The organism is Streptomyces sp. NPDC055632, from assembly GCF_053618675.1.
This window is the reverse complement of the sequence record NZ_JBSHHY010000093.1, coordinates 1-2,939: the sequence shown is the minus strand read 5'-3', so window position 1 is coordinate 2,939 and position 2,939 is coordinate 1. Positions and strand designations below refer to the sequence as shown.

The following is a 2,939-nucleotide window of genomic DNA, read 5'->3' as shown; positions in this document are numbered from 1 at the left end:
ACGATCGCTGCCAGGGCTTCACGGTCACCCGCCCGGCGCCGACCACCTCCCTGCGGACGTATCACCACCGTCGACGGCACCACCCGCCGGAACAACACCCACAACTCCTCCGGCACCAACCGCTCCACCAGATCCGTCATGCACGGAACAACGAACCATCACGCCAAAGGAAACGACGTCTAAGTCCCCCGATATGCACCTCAGTTGCTGGTTCGCAGGCTACAGGCGGGGTCTGACAACGAGCCGTGTACTGAACGGAATTGACCGGTCATCACTTCTTTCTGATCGGCCGACGGGTCGAAGAACAAGTTGGCAGGCACGCAACGCACTGAACGCCTGGAGAAGCCGTCGACGGTCCGCGAGATCCCAGGGCCCAGCCGGCACTCCGGCTGGGCCCTGCAGAAGCTGGGCAGCGGCCGTGGCCCCAGCCCGGTTGTCATCCATGCCGTCGCCTGCGGGGAAGCACCCGCCAGGGCGCCGCCGCTCCCTGGACCAGGCATTGGACGCGGCGGAGCACCCGGGCGTCCCGCTGTGTTCCCTGTGCGGCGCTACCCCAGCAACTGACGGACGTACGAGGATCCGGGCGCTGCCTCAGTTGCCGGACTGGCCCAAGACAGCATCGAGCATGGCGCGGGTGCGCTCCGGCCCATACAGGGTCATCTGCTGCTGGACGAAGGCCTCGATGCGTTCCTTGACTTTGGTGAGCTCCTCCGGCGTGTCCAGGTGCGTGAGATCGAACGGCTCCTCAACACCGACCACAGCCGGGAACGGCTGGTCTGCCGTCCCGATGTCGTAGGTACGCACCTCTGGGACGAGTGGCAGCACGATCAGGCGGGAGCCCTCCGTCAGATTGAGCGCGGCAGCGGAAGGCGCGTACAGATTGCCGACCTTTTCCCGCAGGAAGAACGCGGCCATCTTCGCCGGGGAGACGATGAACCCCCATCTCTCGTACATGTGCGCCAGATCGTCGTCCCATACGTAGCCGGTCAGCAGCCGGCGGCCGCGTCGACGCTCGACGTCGGCGGCTGCACGGACCAGCTGCCGGCCGATGCCCTGCCCACGGGAGGCGGGTGCCACAGCCATAAAGGCCAAGTGAGCGCTGACCGCGTTGACCCGGCCGAACATCTTGCGCTGGATGCCAACCTGCTGGGCATAGAGGTTCTGATGCGCTTTCAGGTCGGCCAAGTCGTCGCCCGGCTTCGAACCGAGGTTGCCTCCCTGGACCAGCACGGCGCCCATCAGCGTGCGGCGCCGCTCGAAGACCAAGAGGCGGAACGGCTCGGCGTACCGGGTTGTGTCGACCCCGCTGTCGAGGAGATGACAGGACGCCGCCAGCTGCATCCGGTCATGTTCATCCCGGGCCACCTACGTGGTGACCCAGTTCAAGGTGCGTCGCCAAAACGATAAGGCGGCGATGAGCTGGGCGGAGTTCTGTTACGGTCCTTCCGCCCGCGAGCTGAACCGGCTACGGGATCGGATCGCTGGGGCCCAGCCACGGCATCCAGTTGCGGTCTACGCCCGCGTCGCCGCGATCGAGCGGGACCGGCAGCAGCGGCCGGTCCTACGGTTCGCCGACGGAGCCGGCTTCTCCGTGCGCGTCCGCTCCAACCATCCGAGCCTGCTTGCCCCGCTCTCCGTCGGCGATTTCGTCCTGGCTGTCGGCACGTGGAAGGTCTGGGTGCCTTCCGGCGGAAGGCCCGAGCTTCAGATGTTTGCCGAGGAACACTGGCAGCTCGCCCACTGGGCCTACGACGACGCCACCCGCCGCAGCAGCCCACCCCGGTGCCCCCCACCTCTCCCTCACCCAGCGCGCCGTGCGGCAAGCGCGTCCCGTGCCGGCGCCGAAGCGGTCCGGCATCCCTTCCCCTGGGCCGCGCCCCGCTGGACAGCCGACCACTGGCGCTGGTGTCCATTCCGCCCGACCGTCCGCGCCGTCGGCGCGGCCGCCGTTCCCAGCGCCGCCCGCTCCTCCGCCCCCGACGCCGGAGCCCCGGCCCGTGGCCGCCGCACCTGACTCAGTGACGCCACAACCCGTTCTTCCTGCATCCCCGTCCCTTCCTCCGCGGCCTGCACTCCCGCCAACGCCTCCCCAGCCGCCCGCATCGACACAGCCGACTGCACCAGCCCGGCCTGCCCGCCGGAGGTGGTGGCCATTCGGCCGCCGCGGATAGGCCGGCCCCCGCCCCACAAGTTCTGCTGAACTGCTGAGAATCGAAGTTGACGCGAGTTGCTTATGCCGCTTACGATCAAAGGGAAATTGAGTGATTCGGCCTTCGGGCCGTTGTCGGCAGGAGCGCTCATGGCCACCCTCAGCATCCACTTCGACCCCGCCGTCATCGCGCGCCTCACCAGCGCGAGTGGCGACGACACCGTCCACGTCACCCTGTCCCTCGGCGGAGGCGAACCCTCCGCCGAGGCGGCCGCCGTCGTCCCGCACGGGCCCCTCGCCAGCCTGATACAGGCCGGACTCCTCAAGTCGGGCACCGAGCTGACCTTCCACCAGCGCCGCGCAAACCGGTCGGGCCGCGCCGTCGTGACCGCCGACGGCCAGCTGATCGTCGACGGCCACTCCTCGGCGTTCCCCTCCCCCTCGAAGGCCGCCGAGGCCGTCACGGGCAACGTCATCAACGGGTGGACCCTGTGGCAGACCCGCGACGGCAAGACCCTCGACCAGCTGCGCCGCCAGCTCGACGCCGAGTAGAACCGCCCACCCGCTCCGTCCCGTGCCCGAATTCACGCCGGGCACGGGACGGAGCAGGACATCGAGCGGGACCAGGCCGAAGGTTCAGACTGGAGAGGGCAGTGGAGCAGTGATGAGGGACGAGGACGTCGTTCCCGTCGAGTTACTGACCTTGAAGTCGTCTTGTCGTAGGGGCTGACGGTTGCTGATCGTCGCGGTATGCCGGATGTATGAGGTATCCGCAGGGTGGGGGTCTGAC

2 protein-coding genes are annotated in these 2,939 nt (G+C 68.3%); one reads left to right on the top strand and one right to left on the bottom strand.

The features are described 5' to 3' along the window. Positions 1-591: 591 nt before the first annotated feature. Positions 592-1,341, bottom strand: a complete 750-nt coding sequence (locus ACWGSR_RS37630) for a GNAT family N-acetyltransferase (protein ID WP_453573959.1) — start codon at positions 1,339-1,341, stop codon at positions 592-594. 958 nt (positions 1,342-2,299) lie between these two features. Here ACWGSR_RS37630 and ACWGSR_RS37625 point away from each other — a divergent pair. After that, on the top strand, positions 2,300-2,701 hold the full coding sequence (locus ACWGSR_RS37625) for a DUF4357 domain-containing protein (protein ID WP_453573957.1): 402 nt from the start codon (positions 2,300-2,302) through the stop codon (positions 2,699-2,701). Positions 2,702-2,939 lie beyond the last annotated feature (238 nt).